Source organism: Bradyrhizobium sp. CCBAU 11357 (genome assembly GCF_028128865.1).
Classification (GTDB): Bacteria; Pseudomonadota; Alphaproteobacteria; order Rhizobiales; family Xanthobacteraceae; genus Bradyrhizobium.
Window position 1 is genome coordinate 358,078 of record NZ_LBJW01000113.1, and the last position, 21,783, is coordinate 379,860.

At 64.1% G+C, this 21,783-nt stretch carries 20 protein-coding genes; 3 read left to right on the top strand and 17 right to left on the bottom strand.

Annotated elements, in window-relative coordinates; translation table 11 throughout:
* Positions 1 to 9: 9 nt before the first annotated feature.
* The 4 genes from XI05_RS37495 to XI05_RS37510 all read right to left on the bottom strand — a co-directional run bounded on the left by XI05_RS37495 (position 10) and on the right by XI05_RS37510 (position 3,409).
* The gene (locus XI05_RS37495; protein WP_271511135.1) at positions 10 to 1,005 is read right to left on the bottom strand and encodes an NAD(P)H-dependent flavin oxidoreductase; all 996 of its coding nucleotides are present in this window, start codon (positions 1,003 to 1,005) and stop codon (positions 10 to 12) included.
* Between the two features lie 309 nt (positions 1,006 to 1,314).
* Entirely contained in the window at positions 1,315 to 1,965 is a 651-nt protein-coding gene (locus XI05_RS37500) for a hypothetical protein (RefSeq protein ID WP_271511138.1), read from the bottom strand.
* A gap of 54 nt (positions 1,966 to 2,019) precedes the next feature.
* Positions 2,020 to 2,217: a hypothetical protein gene (locus XI05_RS37505; RefSeq protein WP_025035161.1), complete on the bottom strand. Its 198-nt coding sequence runs from the start codon at positions 2,215 to 2,217 to the stop codon at positions 2,020 to 2,022.
* Positions 2,218 to 2,410: 193 nt separating this feature from the next.
* Positions 2,411 to 3,409 carry a hypothetical protein gene (locus tag XI05_RS37510; RefSeq protein WP_271511140.1) on the bottom strand — a complete coding sequence of 333 codons (999 nt, stop codon included), beginning with the start codon at positions 3,407 to 3,409 and terminating at the stop codon, positions 2,411 to 2,413.
* A gap of 17 nt (positions 3,410 to 3,426) precedes the next feature.
* On the opposite strand from XI05_RS37510, the gene XI05_RS37515 reads away from it, so the two are divergent.
* Positions 3,427 to 3,858 carry a hypothetical protein gene (locus XI05_RS37515; RefSeq protein ID WP_271511143.1) on the top strand — a complete coding sequence of 144 codons (432 nt, stop codon included), beginning with the start codon at positions 3,427 to 3,429 and terminating at the stop codon, positions 3,856 to 3,858.
* 502 nt (positions 3,859 to 4,360) lie between these two features.
* On the opposite strand, the gene XI05_RS37520 is transcribed toward XI05_RS37515, so the two are convergent.
* From XI05_RS37520 to XI05_RS37560, 9 genes are all read right to left on the bottom strand, one after another.
* Positions 4,361 to 5,143, bottom strand: a complete 783-nt coding sequence (locus tag XI05_RS37520) for a fumarylacetoacetate hydrolase family protein (RefSeq protein WP_271511144.1) — start codon at positions 5,141 to 5,143, stop codon at positions 4,361 to 4,363.
* Entirely contained in the window at positions 5,143 to 6,162 is a 1,020-nt protein-coding gene (locus tag XI05_RS37525; protein ID WP_271511147.1) for a 2-dehydropantoate 2-reductase, read from the bottom strand. The genes XI05_RS37520 and XI05_RS37525 overlap by 1 nt, the downstream gene beginning before the upstream one ends.
* A 226-nt stretch (positions 6,163 to 6,388) precedes the next feature.
* Positions 6,389 to 6,817: a CBS domain-containing protein gene (locus XI05_RS37530; RefSeq protein ID WP_271511150.1), complete on the bottom strand. Its 429-nt coding sequence runs from the start codon at positions 6,815 to 6,817 to the stop codon at positions 6,389 to 6,391.
* Between the two features lie 173 nt (positions 6,818 to 6,990).
* Entirely contained in the window at positions 6,991 to 8,313 is a 1,323-nt protein-coding gene (oxlT, locus tag XI05_RS37535; protein ID WP_271511153.1) for an oxalate/formate MFS antiporter, read from the bottom strand.
* Between the two features lie 265 nt (positions 8,314 to 8,578).
* Positions 8,579 to 9,868, bottom strand: coding sequence for an oxalate/formate MFS antiporter (gene oxlT, locus XI05_RS37540; protein WP_271511156.1), 1,290 nt, complete (start codon positions 9,866 to 9,868; stop codon positions 8,579 to 8,581).
* A 410-nt stretch (positions 9,869 to 10,278) separates the two neighbouring features.
* Positions 10,279 to 11,778, bottom strand: a complete 1,500-nt coding sequence (locus XI05_RS37545; protein WP_271511158.1) for a tripartite tricarboxylate transporter permease — start codon at positions 11,776 to 11,778, stop codon at positions 10,279 to 10,281.
* Between the two features lie 42 nt (positions 11,779 to 11,820).
* Positions 11,821 to 12,318, bottom strand: coding sequence for a tripartite tricarboxylate transporter TctB family protein (locus XI05_RS37550; protein ID WP_212256896.1), 498 nt, complete (start codon positions 12,316 to 12,318; stop codon positions 11,821 to 11,823).
* A 94-nt stretch (positions 12,319 to 12,412) separates the two neighbouring features.
* Positions 12,413 to 13,420 (bottom strand): Bug family tripartite tricarboxylate transporter substrate binding protein, encoded by a 1,008-nt coding sequence (locus tag XI05_RS37555; protein ID WP_172784270.1) that lies wholly within the window; start codon positions 13,418 to 13,420, stop codon positions 12,413 to 12,415.
* A gap of 459 nt (positions 13,421 to 13,879) precedes the next feature.
* On the bottom strand, positions 13,880 to 14,017 hold the full coding sequence (locus XI05_RS37560) for a hypothetical protein (protein ID WP_271511161.1): 138 nt from the start codon (positions 14,015 to 14,017) through the stop codon (positions 13,880 to 13,882).
* Positions 14,018 to 14,372: 355 nt separating this feature from the next.
* Between XI05_RS37560 and XI05_RS37565 the strand changes: the two genes are divergently transcribed.
* A complete protein-coding gene (locus XI05_RS37565; protein WP_271511164.1) occupies positions 14,373 to 15,704 on the top strand; it encodes an Hsp70 family protein in 1,332 nt (443 codons plus the stop codon).
* Between the two features lie 406 nt (positions 15,705 to 16,110).
* Here XI05_RS37565 and XI05_RS37570 read toward each other — a convergent pair whose 3' ends face one another.
* Together XI05_RS37570 and XI05_RS37575 are read right to left on the bottom strand one after the other, a co-directional pair.
* The gene (locus tag XI05_RS37570; protein WP_172784273.1) at positions 16,111 to 16,554 is read right to left on the bottom strand and encodes an SRPBCC family protein; all 444 of its coding nucleotides are present in this window, start codon (positions 16,552 to 16,554) and stop codon (positions 16,111 to 16,113) included.
* 121 nt (positions 16,555 to 16,675) lie between these two features.
* Complete coding sequence (locus XI05_RS37575) at positions 16,676 to 17,365, bottom strand: hypothetical protein (RefSeq protein ID WP_271511169.1); 690 nt, start codon at positions 17,363 to 17,365, stop codon at positions 16,676 to 16,678.
* Positions 17,366 to 17,479: 114 nt separating this feature from the next.
* On the opposite strand from XI05_RS37575, the gene XI05_RS37580 reads away from it, so the two are divergent.
* The gene (locus tag XI05_RS37580) at positions 17,480 to 18,454 is read left to right on the top strand and encodes an alpha/beta hydrolase family protein (protein WP_271511170.1); all 975 of its coding nucleotides are present in this window, start codon (positions 17,480 to 17,482) and stop codon (positions 18,452 to 18,454) included.
* A gap of 167 nt (positions 18,455 to 18,621) precedes the next feature.
* On the opposite strand, the gene XI05_RS37585 is transcribed toward XI05_RS37580, so the two are convergent.
* Positions 18,622 to 19,875, bottom strand: a complete 1,254-nt coding sequence (locus XI05_RS37585; RefSeq protein ID WP_271511173.1) for an acyl-CoA dehydrogenase family protein — start codon at positions 19,873 to 19,875, stop codon at positions 18,622 to 18,624.
* Between the two features lie 133 nt (positions 19,876 to 20,008).
* Positions 20,009 to 20,965: a helix-turn-helix domain-containing protein gene (locus tag XI05_RS37590; protein ID WP_271511176.1), complete on the bottom strand. Its 957-nt coding sequence runs from the start codon at positions 20,963 to 20,965 to the stop codon at positions 20,009 to 20,011.
* Positions 20,966 to 21,783: the final 818 nt, after the last annotated feature.

The following is a 21,783-nucleotide window of genomic DNA, read 5'->3' on the forward strand; positions in this document are numbered from 1 at the left end:
TTGCAGTGATTATTCCGCTGCTTCGCGTTGTTGCTGAACGATCATCCCCTCCAGCCGGCTGCGAATGATCGCCTTCGCCTCGCGCACGATGCGGGAGACGAGCTCGGCGCAGCTCGGGATGTCCTGGATCAGGCCCTGGACCTGGCCGGCCGACCAGATGCCTTCGTCGGAATTGCCGGTGGCATAAACCATCTTGCCGCGGGCACCCGCCACGAGCTCGCGGATGTCCTCGAACTTGGCGCCTTCCTTCTCCATCGCGACGACCTTGGTCGAGACCGCGTTCTTCGCCACGCGCGAGGTGTTGCGCATGGTGCGGAAGATCAGCTCGGTCTCGCGTTCGTCATTGGCGACGATCTTCTCCTTGATGGACTGGTGGATCGGGCTCTCCCTGGTGGCCATGAAGCGGGTGCCCATGTTGATGCCCTCGGCTCCCAGCGCCAGCGCCGCGACGAGGCCGCGGCCATCGGCAAAGCCGCCCGAGGCGATCATCGGGATCTTGACCTTGTTGGCTGCGGCCGGGATCAGGATCAGGCCGGGCGTGTCGTCCTCGCCGGGATGGCCGGCGCATTCGAAGCCGTCGATCGAGATGGCGTCGACGCCCATGCGTTCGGCCGAGAGGGCGTGACGGACGCTGGTGCATTTGTGCACGACCTTGACGCCGTGCTTCCTGAACTCGTCGACATGCTCCTGCGGCTTGTTGCCGGCGGTCTCGACCACCGTGATGCCGCTCTCGATGATGGCGGCGCGGTACTCGGCATAGGGCGGCGGCTTGATCGCGGGCAGGATGGTGAGGTTGACGCCGAACGGCTTGTCGGTGAGGTCGCGGCAGCGCGCGATCTCCTTGGTCAGGTCCTCCGGCGTCGGCTGGGTCAGCGCCGTGATGAAGCCGAGCGCGCCGGCATTGGCGACCGCCGCCACCAGCTCGGCCCGTCCGACCCATTGCATGCCGCCCTGAACGATCGGGTGCTGGACGCCGACGAGCTTGGTGAAGCGTGTCTGCAACATGATCTGTTTCCCCCGCGCCCGGCGTGGCGCTCTGTTATCGATTGACTGGCGGGGAGGATGCCGCCGGGGGTGGGAAAAGTCTATTGCGCCGCCGGGCGGGGCGACCATGCGGAAGGCGAGGAGATTCCGCAGGGCGGACAATTGGCGTGCGCTGCTGTCTGCACAAGCCTTTCCTCAAGACACCGTCGTCATGCCCCGGCTTGACCGGGGCATCCAGTACGCCGCGGCGTCTCGGCTCTAGCCTCGCGGTCTCTGGAATACTGGATTGCCCGCCTACGCGGGCAATGACACCGAGTATGGGGCGAAGAGCTACTTCGCCGACAACCGCACCATCTGGCGCCCGCCGTTGATTTCCTTGAGGCTGTTGACGAAGTTTTCCGGGCGTTGCCAGCGATGGGGCACCTTCAATCCCATGAACTCGGCGATGTCGCCGATGAAGCCGGTGCAGTTCACGGTCTCGGCATTCCAGACCGGAGAGCTGGCCTGCAACTCCTTGATGTAGGCGAACACACGCTTGGCGTCGGCTTCGTTCAGGTAGACCCGATAGCTCGCGGTCAGATATTCCGGATCGAGATCGCCGTAGCTGGGACCGGTCTCGGATGGCACAAAGGTGATGTGGCCGAGCACGTAAGCGAGCGTGTCGCCGGCCGGCGTCAGGCCCGCAACCTCGACGGCCTTCTCGCTGGTCTTGCCGTACCAGACGAAGGCATGGCCCCAGCTCGCGGCCGTGCGGGCGCGGAAGTCGACATAGTAGGGGCCTTTCTCCGCACGCGCGACGGAGCGCCGCGTCGATTGCGGCTGAGGCCGCGCGGCGGCGTCAGTCGTAGCAAGCGCGTTCGCATCGGCAACGCGCCTCTCGTCCTCATGGGCCGAGGCCGAGGGCGTCGTGCACGAGAGCATAGCCGCAAGAGCGAAGCCCGCGAGGATGCAGGATCCCGATCGACCAGCTTTGTTCGTCACGCTATTCCCCCTCGACCATCGGCCGCAAATGTCTCGCGCGGACTTCGCTGCGCGTCAGTAGCGCGCCGCGACCGGGCCCGGCGCCTTGCCGATCGGGGCCTTTCCAACCGGGCTCTTGCCAATCGGCATCTTGCCGATCGGCGCCTGCTCGGCCGGGTAGGCCGGCACGGGCTGGCGGCGCGGCAGATCAGCAGCGTTCGCGGCCGTCGCAAGAGCAAGCGTGGCACCCAGAGCAAATACAATCTTCTTCACAGTGATACCCCTAGAAGGTTTGGTCCAAACACGGTCATGCCGTGCCCCCAGACACGCCTCCCAAAAAGGCGACCGAATGCGTCCAAGTTGCGGCGCGCACGGGACATGTTGGCGGCATTGATCGGGCGCGCAAAGATGTGATGTGTCTGGATGTTTCCGGGGGGGCGGGTCGACGCCGCGGCCTACGAAAGCGTCACCCGATCCGGTTGAGGCTGTTCCTGATCGTCGCGAAGATGCCGCCGATGTCCTTGCGAAGTGCATCGAGCGCGTTGAAATTCTCGAAGACGCGGGCGAGGCGGTCTTCGACTTCGCGCTTGCTTCTGGTCAGCACGTCGACGCGCGAGGCCAGCGTCATGCCGGCGCTCGCCTCGATCTCGCCGACGGTTTTTTCCAGGAGATCGCGGGTGGCGCCGACCTCGGCGATCATGGCCTCGATGCCGAACACCGGCGCCTTGAGCGGGATGAGGTCGGCCTGCGACTTCGATAGCTCGGCCTTGAAGGCGTTCAGCGTCGCCAGCGTCTCCTGCAGCGCGCCGAGGCGTTGGCGCGACTGGAGCACGAAATCGTTCAGCGCGTTCTGGCGGTCGGCCAGCGTCTTGCCGTCCACATCTGTCTCGACATCGGCGAGCGCGCGCGCGAGCTGGGCCTGGCGTTGGCTGAGCTCCTCGAAATCGAGCCGGATGCCCTTCAAGACGTTGAAATGGTCATCGATGCGGGCGAGGCGCTGCTCGATCTCGGTCTTGTTCTGCGACAGCGTCTCCACGCGGGTGGGAAGCGGCGCCTCGCCGCCGGTCTCGAGCTCGTCGATGCTTTTTTCGAGGCGGTCATGGCTGAGGCTAAGCTCGCCGATCAAGGCGTTGATGCCGGTATCGGTCGAGCGCAGTGGCGCCAGCTCCGCGTGAGATTTCGCCAGATCCTCCTTGTACCGGTTCAGGGTCGCAAACGTCTCCTGGACCGCGCTCACCCGTGTCAGCAGTCCTGAGACGTCGCGTGCGATGTCCTTGAGCCGGTCGGCGAGGTTGTTCTTGCGGTCGTCCGTCTCGAGGTCGTGCAGGACGCGTTCGAGCTGGATCTGGCGGTCGCGGATCTCGGTGAAGACGGGCTCGACCGTACGGCGCTGCTCGGCGACCTTGCCGACCATCTCGCGCAGCGCCTGCTGGCGGCGGCGGATTTCGGCGAGCTGGTCGTGCATGTGGATTCGTTGCGGCCTTGCTGGAGCCGGGCGCGCTGCTCTGTCTCGCCCAGCTTGTCGTGGAGGGCGGAAACCGCTTCCCGGGGATCGCCCTCGATCAAATGCTGGACGGTGGCATCGAGTTGGTTTTGCAGGGCGTGGGCGACCACGACGTCCTCGCGGGTCCTCTTGAGGCGGTCGCGGAGCGTCTTCAGGCTGCGGTCCTGCCGCGAGACCTGCCAGGCGGAGCCGGCGATCAGGGCGAGGGCAAGGACAGGGATGGCGCCGGTGGCGATGCGCTGCGGCACCGACAGGCCCGCGAACCAGGCGGGCAGGTGGGCGATGTCGTAACCGAACGCCTGCTGGGCAAGGACTGCAATGACGGCGAGCAGGGCGACCCAGGCAAGCAGGAAAAACAGCCACATCGTGAATTCCTCACGCCGGCGCAATCCTGTGTTGCTATTGAATAGCGGAACCGAGATCAAGAGGCCGGGGCGATGCAGGACGTTTGTGGCCAGACGATCCACAGCCGGCTCGGGCTCGGGGGCGCACGGGGAGAAGCCGGATTGTCCCGAAATTCGGCTTGGTACTGACGGGGGCCGCTGGCTCGCCTGAGGCGCGCAGCACCGGGATTCCGCCAACGCCAGGCGCTGCGGAAAGATGCGAGCTGGCGCGCACGTCGCTGTGCCGGCCCGCTTGCACCCAGGCCAGCCGCGAGCGCCGAGGCGAACCAACGTGCCCTGGGGCTATTGCTTGCCGAGCAAGTTCGACCGGATCTTGTCGGCGAACCAGACCACGAAGATCGCGGCGAACGAGAGAGCGAAGTACAGGGCCGTCCACAGAAGCGCGTTGCCGGCATTCGTCATTGCGTCCTCCCTTGCATCAGAAATCAATTTTTGCCGGGGAGGATAGCGTTGGCCGCGACGGCCGATTTGCGCCGGATCAATTTTGCTGCGCTGCGGCGGCGAAAGATTACAGTCGAAACTCGTTGGTGAGCTCGCCGATGCCGTCGATCGCGACGGTCACACTGTTCACGGGCTCCTTCATCACGCCGACGCCGACAGAGGTACCCACCGCGATGAGGTCGCCGGGCAGCAAGGTCATGTCGTGGGAGATCCTGCTCACCAGCTCCTGCGCGCTGAAGATCATATCCGAGATCGGGTAGTTCTGTCGCTCCGCGCCGTTGAGGATGGTGCGCACCGTGAGTTTTGCGGGATCGAGACCGGTCGCTATCACAGGGCCGAACGGGCCGTAATCGTCGATGCCCTTGGCACGGGCCCATTGCGGGAAGGTGGGGTCGCGCGTCAGGATGTCGTTCGCGGTGATGTCGTTGACGCAGGTGTAGCCGAAGATGAAGCCATCGGCCTCATCAGGCGAGACACGCGCGCAGGTCTTGCCGATGACGATGCCGAGCTCGCCCTCGTAGGTCGTCTTGCCGTCGTAGTAGGAGGGGCGGCGGATCACGGCGCCGGGGGCGGCGATGCTGGTGGTCGCCTTCAGCAGGTAGAGCGGCTCCGGCGGTTCGGGCTGGTTCAGCTTGGCCGCGAGAGCATGGAAATTATTCCAGAGCGCGACGATCTTGCTGGGCACGCAGGGCGCAAGCAGCTCGACCTCCGACAGCGCGAGTGTCTTGCCGGTGCTGGCATTGCGGCCGAACATCTCGCCCTCGTGCAGGCTGATGCCCGATGACGTCAGCGTGCCGAAGCCCGTGGTGCCGGCATGGCGGAAGCGCAGCCATTTGGTCGCGATTGCCATCACGCCACCGCCAGTGCGCGGGGATCAGCCGGCGTCGAGACGCCGTCATAGAGGCCGGCGATGCGGGCGCGCTGGGTCACCATCGCCAGCACCAAGTCGAGCGCAGGCGTCGGGATGCCGGTGAGCCGGCCCATCTCCTGCACCACGGTGACGAGCGGATCGATCTCCATCGGGCGGCCGCGCTCGAGATCCTGCAGCATCGAGGTCTTGTGGGCACCGACCTTGCGGGCACCCTCGATGCGGCGCTCGACGTCGACGCGGAACTTGACGCCGAAGGTCTCGGCGATGGCTTGCGTCTCCACCATGATCGCGCGCGACAGCGCGCGCGTGGCGGGATCGGTGCAGATCACGTCGAGCGTGGCATGGGTCAGCGCGCTGATCGGGTTGAAGCAGACATTGCCCCAGAGCTTCAGCCAGATCTCGTCGCGGATGCGGTCGAGCACGGGGGCTTTCAGGCCGGCCGCGACGAAGAGATCGGCGAGCCGCTGCACGCCGGAGGTGATCTCGCCCGAGGGCTCGCCGAGGGGAAAGTTGTTGCCGTAGACGTGGCGGATCACGCCGGGCGCCTCGATCTCGGTGGCGGGATAGACGATACAGCCGATGGCGCGCTCGGCCCCCAGCTCGCGCCACTGCCGTCCGCCGGGGTCGATGCTCTCCAGCGTCGAGTTCTCGTATTGGCCGCCGTGCTTGTAGAAGTACCAATAGGGGATACCGTTGACCGCGGTGACGATGCGGGTGTGGGGCCCGAGCAGCGGCTGCATCTTCTCGATCACGCCGGTGATCGAATGCGCCTTCAGCGTGATGATGATGAAGTCCTGCACGCCGAGTTCGGTGGGATCATCAGTGCAACGCGGATGAACGGTGTGCTTTTCCTCGCCCGCGAGCAGCGTCAGGCCGCGCTCGCGCATGGCGGCAAGGTGCGCGCCGCGCGCGATCAGGCTGACGTCTGCGCCCGCGCGCGCGAGCTGAACTCCGAGATATCCGCCGATCGCGCCGGCGCCGTAGATGCAGATCTTCATGAAATCCTCGCGGGACCAATTTGGCAGTTGGGTGGATCGATCGTGACGCAGGCTCGCTGCACCTCTCCCGCTTGCGGGAGAGGTCGGCGCGCTCGGAGAGCGCGGCGGGTGAGGGTTCTGTCCTCTTGGGGAGTCTCGCTGGCGGAGACAGCCCTCTCCCCAACCCTCTCCCGCAAGCGGGAGAGGGGGCGCAGCTCTTCCGTGACTGAACGTAAGGCGAGCTCTTTTAAGCCGCCGCTTGCGGCGTCCCGTTGAGCGCCTCGTCCATCGCAGCGGCGATGTCGCGCATGCTGATGACGGAGACGAGGCTGTAATCATCGATGACCGGCAAATGGCGGATGTGATGACGGTTCATCAGATGCCGGACGTGCTCGATCGTATCCGAGGAGCTGCAGGACACCAGCTGCTGCACCGAGACCAGCTGGGAAACCTTGACGTTGACGGCGCCCGCGCCGTGCTCGGCGACGGCGCGCACCACGTCACGCTCGGTGAACATGCCGACCGCGGTGTTGCCCTCGGAGCGGACCACGTCCTTGACCACCAGCGCGCTGATATTGTTGGCGCGCATCAGCTTGGCCGCGATCCCCACCGTTTCGTTCATACGCACCGTGACAACGCGCGGCGTCTTCTTGCGCAGAATGTCTCCGACCAGCATTGCAACCTCCCTGGGGTGAGCGTTGCGAGAAGTGTGGTATACATAATGCCAATCGTCAAGCGCTGGATTTGGGGGATCCGAAAATTCTTGCGACAGGAGTGCTGACGTTTACGTCCAGCAAAAAGAAAGGGCGCATCGCTGCGCCCCTAAGCGAGCCATGCAAAATGCCCGGCTTATGCCGTCTCGGTCTTGGCCGTGCCGGTCGCGGCCTCAGTACGCTCGGCTTCCTTGCCGAGGATGAAGGCGCGGCGCAGCGGCTTGATCACGAACAGCGCCGTCAGCGCCGCCGTTGCATTCAACGCCACCGCGACCACGAACACGGCTTTCCAGCCGTAGGCGGTCGAGATCACGCTCGCGAGCGGGACGAGCAGGGAGGCCGTGCCCTTGGCGGTGTAGAGCATGCCGTTGTTGGTGGTTGCGAATTTCGCACCGAAGGTGTCGCCGCAGGTTGCGGGGAATAGCGAGTAGATCTCGCCGAACACGCCGAAATAGACCGCGGTCGCCAGTACGAAGACGACAGGCACGTGGCCATAGGCCGAAAGCGTCAGCAGCATCAAGGCGGCGGTGCCGAAGGCGATGAACATCGTGGGCTCGCGGCCGATCGTGTCGGAGACCCAGCCGAAGAAGGGGCGCCCGAATCCGTCGAGGATGCGGTCGAGGGAGATCGCGAAGGTCAGCGCCGCCATCTGGAAGCCGGCGAGCGTCACCGGCGTGTCGGCGATCCCAAAGTCGTGCGCGATCGGGGCGATCTGCGCCGCAGTCATCAGCCCGCCGGAAGCCACCATGACGAAGACGAGATACATCACCCAGAAAACAGGGCTGCGCAGCACTTGCGGCGGGGTGAAGTCGATCTTGGTCTGCGGCAGGTTGAGCTGCTTCTTCTTCGGCGGGATGGAGAGACGCGGCGGCTGGATGAAGAAGGCGAGCGCGAACACGACGAGGCCCTGGCCGATGCCGAAGGTGAGGAAGGCGTGCTGATAGCCGCTCGAGACGATCATGCTCGCGATCGGCACGATGGTGATCGCGGCACCCGCGCCGAAGCCGGCGGCGGTCGCACCCGCCGCGAGGCCGCGGCGGTCGGGAAACCATTTCAGCGCGTTGCCGACGCAGGTGCCGTACACTGCGCCCGCGCCCATGCCGCCGATGATCGCCGCCGCGTAGAGCAGGGTGAGGCTGTCGGCGTAGGCGTTGAGGATCCAGGACAGCGCGATCATCACGCCGCCGAACATGATGACGATGCGCGGGCCGTATTTGTCGACGAACCAGGCCTCGACCGGCACCAGCCAGGTCTCGGTGACGACGAAGACGGTGAAGGCGAGCTGAATCGCGGCGCGCCCCCAATGATGGGCGGCGTCGATCGGATCGACGAACAGCGTCCAGCCATATTGCAGATTGGCGATCATCGCCATGCAGACGATGCCCATGCCGAGCTGGAGCCAGCGGAAACCGGTGCGAAGAGGCGCGGCGGTGACGACGCCGTCCGGGCTGGAAATCATCGAGAACCTCCCAACGCGCCTGTCTGGTCGCGCATCAGTTTGCCAAGATGACCTGATGTCGCAAATATTGTGGCTTATCGTCGCAGGCGCGGCGCGGAGCTTGGTATACCATATTCCAGTTTGCAAGCCCTATCTTGGTTCCCTTTCAACAAAATGCGCGGGTCTGCCCTGACCCCTACGGGAGCGCGGGATCTTTGCGTCCAAACGAAAACGCCCGGCCGTGAGGCCGGGCGGTGGTGTTTGGAAGCCGCTGTTTGGGGGCGGGTCAGATCGTCGATTTGGCGACCACGACCTTGCGCCAGGGCTTGAGCACCGCGATCGCCAGCAGCGAAGCCAGGATGTTGGCGCCGGCCGCGATGATGAACACGCTGTCCCAGGTGCCCGACGACTGCTGCATGTAGTTGGCGATCGGCACCAGCAGCGCGGCGGTGCCCTTCGCGGTGTAGAGCAGGCCGGCATTGGTGGTCGCGAACTTGGCGCCGAACGTGTCGGTGCAGGTCGAGGGGAACAGCGAGTAGATCTCACCCCAGGCGAAGAACACGAAGCCCGAGAGCAGCACGAACCAGACCGGATCGTGACCCCAGAGATAGAGCATCCAGATGCCGAACCCTTCCATTCCGAAGGCGATGAACATCGTGTTCTCGCGGCCGATCATGTCGGAGATCCAGCCGAAGAACGGACGCGTCAGGCCGTTGAGCACGCGGTCGATCGTGGCCGCGAAGGTCACCGCCGTCATCGTCACCGCCATCAGCGTCACCGGCACGCTGTCGACCTTCCAGTCAACCGCGATCGGCTTCAGGTTCGCGGTGACCATCAGTCCACCCGCGCCGACGATCACGAACATGAAGTACATCAACCAGAAGATCGGCTGGCGCAGCACTTCGGTCGGCTGATAGTTGCGCCGGGTCTGGATGATATTGGCATTCGCCACCACGTTCGGCACCTGACCCGCTTTTGGCGCGAGCAGGAAGAAGGCGAGGATGCAGATGATGATGCCTTGCCCGAGGCCGAAATAGAGGAAGGTGGTCTGGAATCCGCTGTCCTTGATCATCGCCTGGATCGGTGCGACGGTCAGCGCAGAGCCTGCGCCGAAGCCGGCCGCCGTGATGCCGGCCGCAAGACCGCGCTTGTCCGGAAACCATTTCAGCGCGTTGCCGACGCAGGTGCCGTACACGCCGCCGGCGCCGATGCCTGCGATGATCATGCCGAGGTAATAGCCGTTGAGCGAGGTCGCCTGCGCGTTGATCGCCCAGCCGATGGCGCAGAGCACGCCGCCGACCAGCACGACGATGCGGGGGCCGTATTTGTCGACGAACCATCCCTCGACCGGCACCAGCCAGGTTTCGAACAGGACGAAAAGCGTGAAGGCCCATTGGATCGAGGCGCGATCCCAGCCGAACGTCTTCTGGATGTCGGGGACGAAGAACGTCCAGCCATATTGATAATTGGCGATCATCACCATCGCCGCCACACCGATCGCCAATTGCGCCCAGCGATAGGCATCGCTTACGCGTGCGGCACTAGGGGCCGCTGCCGACTGCACCATGTCCGTCATTAAAAACCCTCCCGAACGCGCCGATCATTTTTATGCATGCGCTGACGGGCATCCTGGTATGCAATATGCCAAGATTCAAGCTGGGATGGGAGGGTGCGGCGAAATAACGCGGGCTTGTTCACATGCGCCAGGAGGGCATGATTGTAAAGCCCCGATCGCGCTCGGCGGACGGCGGCGATCGCAGCTTGTCCAAGGTAAGCCGTTGGTTTTGCGTTCTTTTTTTGATTCAGCGATACCGCAGGACGCTATTGAAAGCTTATGCGCTCGGAGATTTTTCCACGCCTGCATGGGTCGCGTCCGCCGACGCGCAGTCCGTGGCGGCGGCGCAATTCCTTGGAATTCTATATTCCAGAATTCTGGAGTGCGGCAATTTGGCGTTCGCGCCGATGCAGTTTACGCAGATCCCGGCCTTACGCCAACGACGTGCGGAGCCGGCTGTAGCCTTCCTGGATCGCGGACCAGAACAGGGCGACCAGGCCGAGCGCCATGATGGTGCTGACGAGGCCGTTGGAGAAGAACACCCCGAGCGAGCCTTGCGAGCCCAGCAGCGATTGGCGGAATGCTTCCTCCGCCTTGTCTCCGAGCACGATGGCCAGCACCAGCGGTGCGAGCGGATAATTGCACTTCTTCAGGAGATAGCCGAGCACTCCGAACACCAGCATCAGCATCACGTCGAAGGTGCTGTTGTGCACCGAGTAGGCGCCGATCGCGCAGAGCACCAGGATCAGCGGCGCGATGATGCCGAAGGGCACGCGCAGGATCGCGGCGAAGATCGGCACGCAGGTCAGCACGACGATGAGGCCGGCGAGATTGCCGAGATACATCGAGGCGATCAGGCCCCAGACGAATTCCTTCTGCTCCACGAACAGCATCGGGCCGGGCTGCAGGCCCCAGATCAACAATCCGCCGAGCAGCACGGCGGCGGTCGGCGAGCCGGGCACGCCGAGCGACAGCATCGGCAGCAGCGCCGAGGTGCCGGCGGCATGTGCGGCCGTCTCTGGCGCGATCACGCCCTCGATCTCGCCCTTGCCGAAATTGTTGCCGCGTCGCGCCAGGCGCTTGGCGATGCCGTAGCTCATGAAGGAGGCGGGCGTGGCGCCGGCGGGCGTGACGCCCATCCAGCAGCCGATCAGGCAGGACCGCAGCGAGGTCATCCAATAGGCGGGCAGCTCGCGCCAGGTCTGGAGCACGACGCGAAGGTTGATGCTGGCATTGCCGCCGCGGAATGCCAGTCCTTCCTCCATGGTCAGCAGGATCTCGCCGATGCCGAACAGGCCGATCACGGCGATCAGGAAATCGAAACCGTTGAGCAGCTCGGTGACGCCGAAGGTCAGCCGCAACTGCCCCGTGATCGAATCGAGGCCGACCGCCGCGAGCGCAAAGCCCATCATCATCGCCGCGATGGTCTTGAACGGCGGCTCCTTGCTGAGGCCGACGAAGGAGCAGAAGGCGAGGAAGTACACCGCGAACTTCTCCGCCGGACCAAACCTCAGCGCAAAGCCTGCGACCAGGGGCGCCACCAGCGTGATCATGATGACGGCAAACAGCGCGCCGACGAAGGACGAGGTGAAGGCAGCGGTCAGGGCTTCGCCGGGCTTGCCCTGCTGGGCCATCGGATAGCCGTCGAAGGTGGTCGCCACCGACCATGGCTCGCCCGGTATGTTGAACAAGATCGAGGTGATGGCGCCGCCGAACAATGCGCCCCAATAGATGCAGGACAGCATGATGATCGCCGATGTCGGCGGCATGCTGAAGGTGAGGGGAAGCAGGATCGCGACGCCGTTGGCGCCCCCTAGTCCCGGCAGCACGCCGATGATGACCCCGAGCGTGATGCCGATCACCATCAGCATGATGTTGTAGGGCTGCAGGGCGACCGCGAAGCCGTGAAACAGGTTGGCCAACTCTTCCATGTCAAAACGTCCTGCAGCAGCAATTGAATGAATGCGTAGCTCTTACAAACCGAGCCATTCCTCGAGCGGCCCCTTGGGCAGCGGGACCAGGAACCAGCGCTCGAAAACGAGATAGGTCACGACGGGCATGCCGACCGCCACCGCGACGACTGTCAGCCAGCGATAGCCGCCGAGCCAGCGCATGAACCAGGCGATGAACACCATCGAGGCGACGTAGAGGCCGATGAACGGCATTGAGCCGACATAGATCGCGGTCGGCACGACGACGCTCATGACCTGGCGCAGCTGCCCCCATTCAGCGAATAGCCGGCCATCGTCGTCGCGCCGCGCATGCCAGAGGTTGATGGCGCTTGCAACGACGATGGCGCTGCCGACATAGAAGGGGAAGAACCCGGCGCGCGGCCCCTCCGCGCCCCAGTTGATGCCGGCCTTCAGGCTGCCGACGATCACGATCAGGCCGAACACGCCGATCAGCAGCGCCGTGCCGATTTCCAGCGTCTTATGTGCGGGGCCGGACTCGGATCCGGATCGTTCAGTCATGAGCCCTCCAGGCGGAATCGCAGTGCTGCGCAGTCGAGGAGACGGCCGGAAGCAGCGTCCTCAGCCGTCATCGATGTCGCGGGCCAATCGCGGATCAATTTCCCGGCGCGAGGAAGCCGGCTTCCTTCATCAGGCCTTCGTGGCGCTTCTCCTCCGCCTCGACCCACTTGGCGTAGTCGGCACCGGTCAGGAAGGTCGTGTTGAAGGCGCCGCTCTTCATGAACTCCTGCCATTCCGGCGTCGCGCGGACCTTCTTGAACAGCTCGACATAATATTCGATCTGGTCCTTCGTGGCCTTGGGCGACATGAAGATGCCGCGCAGCATGAGATATTCCATAGCCAGGCCCTGCGACTTGCAGGTCGGAATGTCCTTCCAGGCCTTGCCGTCGGCGATCGGCTCGTCATAGGCCATCGGCTGGGCGTCGAAGACGCAAAGCGGACGGAGCTTGCCGCCGCGCCATTGCGCCACCGCCTCGATCGGGTTGTTGACGGTCGAATCGACGTGGTTGCCGACGAGCTGGACCGCGACTTCGCCGCCGCCCTTGTAGGGGATGTAGGTAAACTTGGCGTCGATGGCCTTCTCGATGCCGACCGTGATGATCTGGTCTTCCTGCTTCGAGCCGGTGCCGCCCATCTTGAACGAGCCGCTTGGCGCCTTCTTCGCGGCTTCGACATAGTCCTTGACGCTGTTGTAGGGCTTCTCGGCATTGACCCAGAGCACGAACTCGTCGAGCGCCAGCATCGCGACCGGGGTCAAATCCTTCCAGTTGAACGGAATGCCCGTCGCCAGCGGCGTCGTGAACAGGTTCGAGAGCGTGATGATGATCTTGTGCGGATTGCCCGACGAGGTCTTCACGTCGAGGAAACCTTCGCCACCCGCACCGCCGGCCTTGTTGATGACGACAAGCGGCTGTTTCATCAGATTGTGCTTGGTGACGATGCCCTGGATGGTGCGCGCCATCTGATCGGCGCCGCCGCCGGTGCCCGCGGGCACGATGAACTCGACCGGACGGACCGGCTCCCAGGCGGCCCGGCTTGCGGTGCTGCTGGCGCATGACATCGCGATTGCCGCCAAAGCGACATTCAGAACGAATGGCTTCATCTGTTTCTCTCCCTGTCGAACCCTCAACGCAGCCGCTCTTTGTCGGCTTGCGTCAGCCCATCTCGATTCAAATGCCTGGTGTCGCCCATGGTGCCGCTTCTCCCATGGCAGTCCCGGTAGAAACTCTATGAGCAGGGACAACGCGCGGCATCCGCTCCTTTCGGCTAAGCCTGGGCCAAGGTTGGTGCAAATGTGCCCCTCGGCTGCTCCCGCTGCGCTACGTCGTCCCCGCCTTACACCTTTGATTGTTCAATTGGGTTGCTGGTCGAATGGTATGCGAGATGCCAAGGGGCAAACAATCGGATCGGCGGGCACGTCGGTGGACGAATCGTCGCAGCTGGGTCGCGCGGAGTCAGGTCGTAAAACGAAAATGGCCCCGACATGCGGGGGCCATTTAATCCAACAAACGGGGTCTCGGGTGGTCTGCGGTCCCGCCGTGCGCGGGGCCGCCAAGCTGGCTTACAGCCCGAAACGCGGCAGGTCGCCGTTGTGGTTCGAGATCTCGGCGCTTGCCAGCAGGAACCGATCGACCGCGGCCATGAACCGGGCGAACAGCGAGGAGGAGGGGGCGAAAGCGACGGAGGCGGTCTTTGACATCGGAATTCCCTTTCTTGAGACGGTCAGTCTTGCTGTCTCATTTCAAAGGGCAAATTATGTATACCAGATGCCAGTGTCCATGCTCGTGGTTGCATAGCAGCATGCAGCCTATCGCATTGCAGCATAATAGTGGGTTAAAGGGTCCGGTTCGGACATAAAGTTGCCGATGCGGACACACGGCGGCGCCTTTCTTGAACAAACGGGCACCAAAGCCGGCTGAAAAAGCGGCCCGAGAGGGGCGACCTGGCCCCAGGCGGTCCGGGTTCCGGCCGTGCTGCAATGCCAGGGCCCTTGGCATGGTCATGCAAAGCCGCTAGTGGTCCGCCCCTTATCCAATCCTCCCTCAGAGTGGTTCATGTCGAGCGCCTCGCCCGCCGTCTCGATCGGCATCGATTTTGGCACGAGCAACACGGTCGTTGCGCTGGCGGCGGACGACCGCCGCGTCGAGGCCATTCGCTTCGACCATGGCGGGCAGCGCCACAGCGTCTACGTGTCGGCCCTGTGCTTCTGGGAGGACCGGCCGGGCGCCGGCGCCCAGGCCGAGGGCGGGCCGTGGGCGATCGAGCAGTTCCTCGAAGGGCGCCACGTCTACCGCTTCCTGCAATCGTTCAAGACCTTCGCGGCGAGCTCCAGCTTCAACACCACGCAGGTGTTCCGGCAGCGCTACAAGTTCGAGGACGTCTTGGCGGCGTTCCTGCGCACGCTGGCGCGCCACGGCGGGGACAAGTTCGGCTTCGAGGCGGCGAACATCACGGTCGGCCGCCCGGTGCGCTTTGCCGGCGGCAATCCCGACGAGGCGCTGGCGATGCAGCGCTACCGCGCCGCGTTCGAGCGCTTGGGCGCCGGTCACGCGCGCTATGTCTACGAGCCCGTGGGCGCGGCATTCTCCTTCGCCCGCAGGCTGGAGCGCGATGCCACCGTGCTGGTCGCCGATTTCGGCGGCGGCACCAGCGATTTCTCCGTGATGCGTTTCTCGCGTGCGGGCGGCGTCCTTCGCGCCGAGCCGCTCGGCCACGCCGGCATCGGCGTTGCCGGCGACACCTTCGACTATCGCATCGTCGATCACATCGTCTCGCCGCGGCTCGGCAAGGGCTCCAGCTTCCGCTCGTTCGACAAGGTGCTGCCGGTTCCGACCGGCCATTACACCAACCTCGCGCGCTGGCATCAGCTGGCGATGATGAAGAGCAACGGCGATCTGCGCGAGCTCCGCGAGCTCCAGCGCACCGCGCTGAAGCCGCAGCTGCTCGAGGATTTCATCACCATCGTCGATCTCGACCTCGGCTTTGCGCTGTACCGCGCGGTGTCCGACGCCAAGGTCGCGCTGTCGGCGCAGGACGAGGTCGACTTCCGCTTCAAGGGCGGCGGCGTCGACATCGGCGCGGCCATCACGCGCAAGAAATTCGAAGCCTGGATTGCCGACGACATCGCCCGGCTGAGTGCCACCGTCGACAAGGTGCTGGCCGAGGCCCGCATCGCCGCACGCGAGGTGGAGAAGGTGTTTCTGACCGGCGGCACCTCGTTCGTGCCCGCGGTCCGAAAATTGTTCGCCGACCGCTTCGGCAACGAGCGGCTGATGTCGGGCGACCAGTTCGAGTCGATCGCCTATGGCCTGGCGCTGATCGGGCACAGTCCGGATCCGGACAGGTGGACCGCGGACGGCGAGCTCAAGCGGAAGGCGGGCGCGTAACGATCCTTCGTCATTGCGAGCGAAGCGAAGCAATCCAGACTCGTTCTGCAGAGGGACTCTGGATTGCTTCGCTTCGCTCGCAATGACGACGCGGGTAGAGCGGCGCATCTGACCGAACAGCCGTAGGGTGGGCAAAGGCGCACTCTTCGCGCGCCGTGCCCACCATCTTTCCGCTGTTGAGAGCGTTGGTGGGCACGCTGCGCTTTGCCCACCCTACGATGCTGATGTCGTTGCTACTGATTGATCTCCGGCCCGACGAGCTTGGCCAGATTGCGCAGCGACTCCTGCCCGTGCCGTAGGGTGGGCAAAGGCGCGCTCTTCGCGCGCCGTGCCCACCATCTTTCCGCTGTTGAGAGCGTTGGTGGGCACGCTGCGCTTTGCCCACCCTACGATGCTGATGTCGTTGCTACTGGTTGATCTCCGGCTCGACCAGCCGCGCCAGATTCCGCAGCGACTCCTGCCAGCCGAGATAGCAGGCCTCGACGGGAATGACGTCGGGCAGGCCGGACTGTGTGATCTCGACCTCGGTGCCGACCGAGACCTTCTTCAGGCTCACGGTCACCTCGATCAGGCCCGGCAGGTTGGGGTCGTCGAACTTGTCGGTGTAGCGGAGGCGCTCGCCCGGTACGAGCTCGACGAATTCGCCGCCGAACGAATGGCCGTTGCCGGTCGTGAAATTCCGGAACGACATCTTGAACGTGCCGCCGACCTTGGGCTCGAAATGATGCACCGTGCAGGTAAAGCCGTTCGGCGGAAGCCATTTCGCCATCGCATCGGCCTCCAGGAAGGCGCGATAGACTTTCTGCGGGCTGGTGGCGAGAACGCGGTGCAGGCGGACGGTATTGGGCATGGTTGTTGTCCCTAGTGATTGATGGGCCCGAGTTGGCCTCTATGGCCCATTCATGTCACGAGGACGACGGGCAAGCCGCCGATCCGACAGGCGGTTTGGATTTTTTTGGGTGCCCTGTCCGCTAGACGGCTGCCACATCCTGCGGTGTCATCGTGAATGCCAGCCCGTAGCGGCCAGTGATGAAATTCCTGCGAGCGCCGGCTGCCTGAAGCGATGACGCCGAAAACTGGCCGGCGATCACGTCTTCGACCACATCGGCATCGTAACCCGACAGCAGCACGATCCAGTCGGCGGTGCTGTCCTTGCCGCGGATCTGCTGTTCGATGGTGGGCGCACTCGTCCGGGGGGTGTCGGTGAGGAGGAGGTGGGCGCCGGTCAGCCCCGGCTTCTGCGCCAACGCGCCGAGCATGTCCGGAAGGCGCGCCTGCAGCGCCGCCTCCCGTCCGGCCTCCGGCGACAGCCTGATGGTGGCCAGCGAAGTTGCCACACCCCCGCCAAAGCTGGCGACGATCCGGCACTGGCTGCGGATCATGCCGAGATGATGCGGCATCATCTTCGTCGACCATGGCGTCGGCGCGTTGAGGCGATCGAGATAGCCTTTCGACGTGAGGACGTCGTAATGCTCGAGCTCGTAGAGCACGAAAAAGCCTTCGGCGTCGGTCGTGCTGGTCCATCGCGACCCGCGCCGAAAGCCTGGAATGCTCATCCGCTCGGGAAAGTGCTCATGCGAATGCCAGTCGCCGAACTCGGTGCGCTGCTCGGGGTGAACGCTCCACCACATCGCAACGGCGGCCTTGCCGAGCAGTGACATGCTGATCTCCCTCTCGTTGTCCGGCAGATTGCTTCAGGATGCGCTCCCGATCAATCAGCCACAATTCCGCTATCGTTCCCCGCTCAGCTTCCGCGCGAAATCGGGGGACTCTCGTTGCGCTGCACGCTTTGGGCTTTTGCCGTCATCCTCTGCTGTCTCGGCTCGCCTGTGCAGGCTGCGGGGATTCAGCTTCTCCAGTCCGATCCGGCGCTGTCAGGTGCAATCTGGTATCCGTGCACGAGTGAGCCGACGCATGTGGCGCTCGGCAGTTTGTGGGTCGGCGCCGATTTCGACCTGAAGGGCGCGAAGGATTGTCCTGTCACGGGCGCGAAGCTGCCGCTCGTCATCTACTCGCACGGCCGGGGCGGATTTTTCGGTCAGCAGCACGACACGGCGGAGGCGCTGGCCGATGCCGGCTTCATCGTCGCCGCCATCAATCATCCCGGCGATACGGTCGGCGACTCCTCAAGGCGCGATACCCTGTCGGTTTGGGGATCGCGACCGGCGGATATTGTGCGCCTGCTCGATTTTCTGTTGAACGACTGGAGCGACCGAGCAGCGATCGATCCCACCAGGGTCGGCTTCTTCGGCTTCTCGCTCGGAGGGGCGACTGGTCTCGTGCTGATGGGGACCACGCCGGATTTCGCCAGGGTCGCCAGCCTGTGCAAGGAGACGACCGGCGCGTGCGCGCAGCTTCACAACGGCGAGACGCCGCCTGAGCCGATACGGGATGCGCGCATTCGCGCAGCCGTCATCGTTGATCCTGCGCCGGCTACCCTGACGCGGGAGAACCTCGCTCTCGTCAAAGTGCCTTTCCAGTTCTGGCGATCGCAGTTCGGTGGACCCGGCGTCGGCGACGGTTCGGGCAACGCACGCGTCGCTGAAAGCTTGCCGGGTAAGCCTGACATTCACGTCGTGCCGGCCGGCCACTATGCGTTCCTCGCACCGTGCTCGGCCGATCTCGCCGCGGCCGTTCCGCGCATCTGCACCGATGTGCCGGCAGGCTTCGACAGGGCCGGATTTCATCGCGAGTTCAACGCGGCGGTGGTGGGGTACTTTCATCAACAGCTCGCCGGTGGAGATCAGTGAGCATCGGGCATTCGCGAGGAGCGAGGATGAGGCGACTTTCTCGGTAATCTGCTGACGCGCTGTCGTTGGCATTTTCGCCGTGCTTCCCCCGCTGGCCGGCGGCGCTCGGCAGTCAGCCAAACGCGCCTCTCCATCCCGCGCGGCTCACAAGCGACCTCAGAGGCCACCTATGCGCCGAACATGCCGTATGGCGCCGTGAGCGAACTGTAGGACGGACTCTTGATGATATTGTGCAGGTTCCTGCGGCGAGCCCCCATATTGCCGCCATCGTAGAGCGGGAAGCACATCGCATCATTCATCAATTCCGCCAGCGGGTGCATGTCGGTGTAGCTGTCGACACCGACCAGCCGCATGGCGTCATAGACGACATCGACGCAGGTCTCCGAGCAGAACACTTTCGTCATCACGGCAAGTTCGTGCTCCCTGCCTTTGGACAGGTCGAATTGCTGGCAGGCCTTCCAGGTCAGGTACCGGCAGGCCTCGATCTTCATCTTCATGTCGGCCAGCATGTAGCCCACCGTGGAATATTCGATGATCGGATGCGGCCCGGAGCGGGCATCCTTCCGCGCGAATGCGACCGCATGGTCGAACGCGGCGCGCATGACCCCGACGCAGGCGGCCCCGATCAGCGCCGCAGTCCAGGCAAAATTGGTCGAGACGATCTCGATCCCGTCTCCCGGCTTGCCGATGATATTGCCGGCGGGAACGCGGACATTCTCGAACTTCATTCGCGGCGAGATCGTAGCCCGGTGCCCGGCCGTATCCAGAATCCCCGTCACCTTGACGCCCGGCGCGCTGCCCGGAACCATGATCACGGCCAGGGAGTCCTGTGCGCCCTTGCTCGGATCGGTCCGGCAGACCACTGCGTAGAGATGGCAATTCTTGCCATCCCAGCCGGTGCCGTTGGTGGTGTAGTGCTTTTCACCGTTGATCACCCACTCATCGCCTTCGCGGATGGCGAAGGTCTTCACGCCGAAGCGCGGATCCGGGGCATCGAAATTCGCGCCACCCGTCACCTCGGTGAAGGCGAGTGCGCCGAGCAGGGATCCGTCCTGGATGAAATCGGGAAGCAGGCGCTGCTTCTGCTCCTCGGTCCCGAACATGATGACGGGCTTGACGCAAAGGCCGGTTCCGAGCATCGCACTGGGAACGTTGACGTCGACCACGCACAACTCCTCCGCCGCAAGCGCGAAATCGAGCGTCGAAACGTCGGTGCCGCCGACCTCCTTGGGAAACAATCCCTTCACGAAACCGGCGTCGACGCCCATCTTGTGGAACGGCCTGATCGCATAGAAGCGGTCATCCGGCTTGGCGTAGTTGCGAATGGTCGTTCGGACGTCCTTGAGAGCTTGTTGTGCGAAGGCACGCGCGCCGTCGCGAAGCGCGATCTGATCTTCGCTGAGCCTGAAGTCGATTGCCATGGCGATCTCTCCCCGCGAGAAATGAATGCGCGCCGAAGCTAACGCCACGGCGGCGTTCGATCTTGGCTGGGAGTGACGAAAGAGTTGACCTGGAGTGCACTTCTCGCGGGATCGCGCGGGACGTCGCCGGAATCTATTCCTGCCGTTGCCTCAGTCGATATGCGCGCGGCGAAGCTCCGAAGCGCTGGCGGAAACTTCGGTTGAAATGGGAGATGTCGTTGAAACCCCAGCGGAATGCGACATCGGAGATCCGCGATTGCGCTGAAATATCGAGATCGCCTGCGCAACGGAGCAGTCGGCGCTCCAGCACGACCTGGCCGAACGATCTGCCCTTTTCCTCGAAGATCCGATGAAGATAACGAACGGAAATCCCGAAATGCGCGGCAACGGACGATGCCGATAGCCCGGCATCGGCCAAATTCGTTTCGACGAACTTCACGATGGCCGCGTAGAGGGCGCGTTGCGCGGATTGGCGCTGCCCAATCCGCGTCGCCTCGGTGGCACCGAGGGACAGTGCAGCCAGGTTGACCACATCGGCCGCGAGCGGCTCGATGGCCCCCGATGGCAGCTCGGCCACGCGCATTGCGATCGATTTCAGGAATCCGATCGTGATCTCGCCCAGTGCCTGATCACCCGACACGCATATGCCGGTCGAACAGTCGGGCGTCTGCAGCAACGGCCGCAACATGTGGCGCGGGATACGAAACGAGAATACGTTCCAGTCGTCCATGAAGTCGAGGAAGTAGGGCCGCGTCGAATCCACGATCGCAAACTGGTTCGGGCCGACGATCGTTTCCCGGCCTTCGGTCTCGTAACGGCATCGGCCGCTCAATTGAAGATTGAGGAAATAGACCTCTTGCGGCGACCTGCGGATTTCCGCCTCGTCACGGATGACGTGGTGCGCTTTGGACTGGACCGTCGTCACGTTGATGGTTGACAGCGGATGCGCGGTGACGCGACTGGGAAAGCGGCCTCTGTTATGGTCTCGAGGCCGCTCCGGTCTCAGCGTCACGAAGGCTTCGCAGAGGACCTCGCGCCAATAGACGAACTGTTCGTGGTCGGGCAACTCTTCGGTGTTCCAGACTTTCATCGGCCACCTCTCCCGCAGACGCGTTGGTTGCATCAACAAGCAAAGCCAGTGCCATTCCAGTGGTGTTGCGGCCGCTTCGTTTCTTCTGATCGCCGACGGCTCATCCGAGCCAGGACGTGGTCGAAGCTGGCGGGCCGCTCAAGTGTAGTCCGAGCGCCCGTTATGCCGGAGCCGGCAGCCCCGGATGCTTCACCAGCGTAAAGGCCGCAGCGGCCAACGGGCAGAGGCCCCGACGAGAAGAAACGCGGGCATGAGGCTAGGCCCGGGCCAATCCCCGCTCAAGAGCAAATCGACGGCAGAACAGCGGGAGCGCTCCCCGTTCAACGCTACCGCTTCAACTTCCCGGAGAATCGGCGAAGAGTTCGCGCCCCGTTCGCCCGCCTCCACTGGATCAACTCCAGTGGGTTTGACTTACCCTGTCGGCCGATAGCAGCGGCCGCACGTCCACGTCAGCGAGCTTCGGGAGGCCGCCCGGAAGCAATCGACCCGTCCGCGAAACAGACCACGATCGGCTGGATCAGGCTCCCGATGCTCGGCCGATCTCGCCGCGGCCGTTCCGCGCATCTGCACCGATGTGCCGGCGGGCTTCGACAGGGCAGCCTTTCACCGCGACTTCAATGCGGCCGTGGTGCAGTTCTTTCGCGGGCAGCTCGTCAGCGGAGATCGCTGAGCACCCGGTCCAAGTGTTCCGTCATGTCGGAGCTCTCAGTCCAGGAGAGTTCAGCCATGCCTCGATCTCGATGGCCGTCTCGTCCTGCCGTACCCTTCGTAGCAGCCTTTCGCGATGCTGACCGGGAGGAAGCAAGTGGGCTTCATCT